4 protein-coding genes are annotated in these 4757 nt (G+C 72.2%); 2 read left to right on the top strand and 2 right to left on the bottom strand.

Annotated elements, in window-relative coordinates:
- The first annotated feature begins 60 nt into the window (after nucleotides 1-60).
- Complete coding sequence (locus EHS43_RS37740) at nucleotides 61-1611, top strand: NCS1 family nucleobase:cation symporter-1 (RefSeq protein WP_125195130.1); 1551 nt, start codon at nucleotides 61-63, stop codon at nucleotides 1609-1611.
- Nucleotides 1612-1666: 55 nt separating this feature from the next.
- On the opposite strand, the gene EHS43_RS37735 is transcribed toward EHS43_RS37740, so the two are convergent.
- Both EHS43_RS37735 and EHS43_RS37730 read right to left on the bottom strand, forming a co-directional pair.
- The gene (locus EHS43_RS37735; protein WP_125195129.1) at nucleotides 1667-2332 is read right to left on the bottom strand and encodes a hypothetical protein; all 666 of its coding nucleotides are present in this window, start codon (nucleotides 2330-2332) and stop codon (nucleotides 1667-1669) included.
- A 151-nt stretch (nucleotides 2333-2483) separates the two neighbouring features.
- Nucleotides 2484-3488 carry a carboxymuconolactone decarboxylase family protein gene (locus EHS43_RS37730; RefSeq protein ID WP_125195128.1) on the bottom strand — a complete coding sequence of 335 codons (1005 nt, stop codon included), beginning with the start codon at nucleotides 3486-3488 and terminating at the stop codon, nucleotides 2484-2486.
- A gap of 167 nt (nucleotides 3489-3655) precedes the next feature.
- On the opposite strand from EHS43_RS37730, the gene EHS43_RS37725 reads away from it, so the two are divergent.
- On the top strand, nucleotides 3656-4757 hold a 1102-nt coding region (locus tag EHS43_RS37725; protein WP_148104194.1), incomplete at its 3' end, for a sensor histidine kinase.

Here is a 4757-nt window from a genome sequence, read left to right as displayed (position 1 = left end):
GCCCCGTCCGAGGCCCCCCGCACGGCCCATCCCGTCCCGTCCTGATCGATTGGCCTGCCCATGACCGAAACAGTCCCCCCGGGGTCACCGATACCGCACTCCTCCGGCGGTCGCGTCGAGCTCGCCCCCGAGGCGTTCCCCGCCGACAGCCCCTTCGCCAACGAGGACCTGCGTCCCGTACCGGTCTCCGAGCGCAAGTGGACGACGTACAACTTCGCGGCCCTGTGGATCTCCATGGCGCACTGCATCCCCAGCTGGACGCTGGCCTCCGGCCTCGTCGCGCTGGGCATGGACTGGAAGCAGGCCGTCTTCACCATCGCCCTGGCCAACGTCATCGTGCTGCTGCCGATGCTGGCCACCGGGCACGCCGGGCCCAAGTACGGCATCCCCTTCCCGGTCCTCGCCCGGGCCTCCTTCGGGCTGCGCGGCGCGAACATCCCGGCGCTGATCCGGGCGGCCGTGGCCTGCGGCTGGTTCGGCATCCAGACCTGGATCGGCGGCAGCGGCATCTTCGCGCTGGGCTCCAAGCTGACCGGCGGGCGCTGGGAGGACGCGGGCCGGATCGCGGGCAACCCCTGGCCCCTGTGGCTGTGCTTCCTGCTGTTCTGGGCGCTCCAGATCGCGATCATCTACCGCGGTATGGACTTCCTGCGGCACTTCGAGAACTGGGCCGCGCCCTTCGTGATCGCCGGCGCGCTCGTCCTGCTGGTCTGGATCGCGGTCAAGGCGGACGGGTTCGGCGCACTGCTCGACCAGCCCTCGAAGCTGGGATGGGGCGCCGACTTCTGGCCCGTCTTCTTCCCGTCCCTGATGGGAATGATCGGTTTCTGGGCCACTTTGTCCCTGAACATCCCTGACTTCACCCGGTTCGGCGCCAGTCAGAAGGCACAGACCTGGGGGCAGGCCCTGGGGCTGCCCACGACGATGACCCTCTTCGCGATCCTCGCCGTGCTGGTCACCTCCGGCTCCGAGGTGGTCTACGGCGAGGCCATCTGGGACCCGGTCGCACTCGCGGCCAAGACCGACAGCGCCTTCGGGCTGCTCTTCGCGCTGATCGTGGTGCTGGTCGCCACGATCTCCGTGAACATCGCGGCCAACGTGGTCTCACCGGCCTACGACCTGGCGAACCTGGCCCCGAAGTTCATCAACTTCCGTACGGGCGCGCTGATCACGGGTGTCGTCGGCATCCTGATCTTCCCGTGGAAGCTGATCTCCACGCCGGAGTTCTACATCTTCACCTGGCTCGGAGTCGTCGGCGGTCTGCTCGGCACGGTCGCGGGCATCCTCATCGCCGACTACTGGATCGTCCGGCGCACGGTCCTGCACCTCGCGGACCTCTACACACCCGGCGGCCGCTACTGGTACGCCAACGGCTGGAACTGGCGGGCGATCCTCGCCTTCGCGGTCGGCGGACTCCTCGCGGTCGGCGGCTCGTACTCGGGCGTGGGCGCGGACGGCAAGAAGACCGGGCCGTTCCCGACCGACGGACTGATCCCGTTCCTCAAGCCGCTGGCCGACTACGGCTGGGCGGTGGGGCTCAGTGCGTCCCTGCTGCTGTACATCGCGCTGATGCTCCCGAAGGGCAGGGAGCAGGAGGGCATCGCGGCCTGACGGTTCGCCTCACGCGCGCGTGGAGGGCGGCCGGGCCAGGACCGGTTCCGTCGGCTCAGGTCTTCTGGCCGCTCTCCAGTGCCGCCACGGCCTCCTTGGCGGCCTTGATGGCACCCTTGTTGATCTCGTCGGTGCTGGGCGCCTTCTTCGACTCGAAGTCGCTGCCGTTGTACGTCACCGTCACCAGCGCGTTGGACGCCTGGATCATGACCACGCCCTCGCGGGTCTGCTGCTTGTCCTCGGTGCTGAGGTTCACCACCGAGTACCCCGCGTCCCCGACGCCGGGCACGGGCCCGCCGCCGCTCTTGTCGGCGACGTTCTCCTTGAAGGACTTGGCGGCCGCCTGGTCGGACTCCGTGATCTCGAAGGACACGTCGAGCCAGCGGTAGTCGAACCCCTTGAGCGCGTTCCAGGAGCAGGTCCGGCGCAGTGCCGCGTCCGTCGAGGGGATCTCCTTGCCGGCCGTCTTGGCGCCCGGTACCAGGGACTTGATCGTCGCCGCGCCGATGCTGCCGCAGGGCGCGGGCGCGGCGGCGTACCGCTTCGTGGGGGCCGCCGTGGCCGTACCCGAGGGGGACTCCGCGGCGGACTGGGGCGCCGACTCCTCGTGAGTGGCCGGCTTCGTGGCCGGGCCCGACGTCAGTGCCCAGCCCGCCGCGGCGAGGACGACGACGGGCGAGATGCGCGCGGTGAGCGCGAGCGGCAGGGAAAGAGTTCGCACGGCGCACTTTTCGTGGGGGACGGACGGTGCGGACGGGTCCGCACTGCGGACGGGACGCCAGTTTCACATGTCTGCCTGTGGGGTGGAAGTGCGAACTCGCTCCGTACCGGTGCCGTCACTGCCCCCTGGCGCCGATGCGTCATGTGTCCCTTTATGTCCGGGCGGTGGGCCGGTGGAGGGCCGACTCGATGCGGTCGACGGCCAGGAACGCCCCGTAGGCGACGAGGTGCACCAGACAGTGGTCGGTGTGCTCCGGCCGCCGCCAGGCCGCCACGTCCTCGTCGGTGATCCGGTACGGCGCGAGCGCGGCCAGCAGCACCAGACGCGCACCGGGGCGCTCCCGCCGGTCCGGGATGCCGTCCAGGCCGAGCGACGGGTGCGATCCGTCCCAGTCCAGCATTGCCTCCTCCACGAGGTCCTGGTCGTCGGTGCCGAGCAGGCCGGCGCCCGCCATGGCCGCCCGCAGGAGCGCCGCGTAGGCCAGTCCGACGGGCGTACCGTCCGCCCACGCGGGGGCCTCGCCGGCATCGGGCAGGTCGAGCAGAGAGAGGGATTCACCGGGCCGGGCCGGACGGCGCACGGTCCGGGCGAGCGTGCGGCCCGCGAGGCTGCGGACGGCCCTGAAGCGCTGGACGTTGCCCGGCAGCAGGCTCTCGGTGAGCAGGGCGGACACGATCCGGTTGATGAAGTGGAAGGCGAACGCGGTGCCGAGATAGCCGGGGGCGTCTGCCCGCGGGAACGGGTACGGGGCCACGCCGAGGCCGCCCGGCACGCGCGTGTGCCTGCCCCAGTCCAGCACGCGCGCGTGCTCCTCGTCGCGCGGCCGCTCGCCCCGGGCGACACGCTCGGCGAGTGCGTGGTCGCCGGTGGCGTGCAGCAGCATGGTGTGCGCGTCCACGCAGAACGGGCACCGGTTGGCCAGCGAGACCCCGAGCGCCGCGAGCTCCTTGCCGGTGCGGCTGCCGGGGCCGGCGATCAGCGACTCGCGCATCAGCGCCCACGCGGGGGCGAGCAGTTCCGGCGCGGAGGAGAGGACCACGAAGGTGACGGGTTCGTCGATGCCGAAGTCACGGGACATCTGCTCGTAGACCTCGGCGGCACGGCCGGTGGCGGCCTTGGGCGGAACGGGCCGGGTGTAACGGAAGGGTGTGGACATGCACAGCAGCGTGCGCCCCGGGACCGGGCGCGGTCGTCCTACGGCCGAAGGGAGTTGGCGCTGCGTCGGGGAGCGCGGGCCGGCCCTGCGACTACTACGGGGGGAGTAGCGGGGGAGTTGTCCACAGGGCTGACGCCGGTGTCCGTGCGGCGGTCTAGCGTGTGGTCATGAGCGGGCACACGGCCGGCAGGGCCATCTCCCAGCGGCTCGCCGATCTGGCCCTCGCGGTCGTGGTCGGCGCCCTTGCCGTGGTCGCGGCGGCTCAGGACAAGGACACGACCGCCCTCGACCACGGGCTCCTCGTGGTGGGCGCGGCCGCTCTTGCGTTCCACCGCGCGCTGCCGCTTCTGGTGCTGGCCGTGGCCACGGCCAGCGGGGCCGCGTACGTCCTGCACGCGCACCCCGGCCCGCTCGGCGCGCTCACCGTGTTCGCCGCCGTGCATCTCGCGTCGCAACTGGGGCACCGGGGCCGGGCGGCGGGCGCGAGCGGGATCTTTCTGGCGGCCTACGCCGCCACGGGCCCGACGGTTCCGGCAGCGATCGAGAGGACCGGGCTGCTCGCGGGCTGGTTCGTGTGCGCGGTGGTGACGGGGCTCGCCGGCCGCAACTGGCAGGCCTATCTGCGCCAGACCGAACAGCGGGCCCTGGAGGCCGAGCGGACCCGGGAGGAGGCCGCGCTGCGCCGGGCCGGCGAGGAACGCCTGCGCATAGCAAGGGAGTTGCACGACTCCCTCACTCACAGCATCTCCATCGTCAAGCTCCAGGCGGGCGTGGCCGTCCATCTGGCGCGCAAGCGGGGCGAGGAGGTGCCGCCCGCTCTGCTCGCCATCCAGGAGGCGGGCGGCGAGGCCATGCGTGAGCTGCGCGCCACGCTGGAGGTCCTGCGCACCGACGAGCCGACCGGCACGCCGGCACTGCTGGTGGAGCGGGCGCGGGCCGCGGGCCTCGCCGTCGAACTGAGCGTGACGGGCGAGGAGCGCGCCCTGCCGGCTCCTCTCGACCGGGCCGCGTACCGGATCGTCCAGGAGTCCCTGACGAACGCGGCCCGCCACGCGGGTCCGGCGAAGGTACGGGTCGAACTGGCCTACGGCACGGACGTCCTGGCCGTCCGCGTGGACGACGACGGGGCCGCGCGTCCGGAGCGCCCGCCCCAGCCCGGCCACGGCCTCACCGGCATGCGCGAACGCGTCACGGCGCTCGGCGGCACGCTGCGGACCGGTCCCCGGGAGGAGGGCGGCTTCTCGGTGCGGGCGGAACTGCCGTTGGGGG

It is taken from the genome of Streptomyces sp. RP5T (assembly GCF_003933965.1).
Taxonomy (GTDB): Bacteria; Actinomycetota; Actinomycetes; order Streptomycetales; family Streptomycetaceae; genus Streptomyces.
This window is presented reverse-complemented; position numbering and strand designations above follow the sequence as displayed.

Excerpts from the sequence above, each read along its gene's own strand:
- EHS43_RS37740 (WP_125195130.1), top strand. The coding sequence starts at position 61 with ATGACCGAAACAGTCCCCCCGGGGTCACCGATACCGCACTCCTCCGGC.
- EHS43_RS37730 (WP_125195128.1), bottom strand. The coding sequence starts at position 3,488 with ATGTCCACACCCTTCCGTTACACCCGGCCCGTTCCGCCCAAGGCCGCC.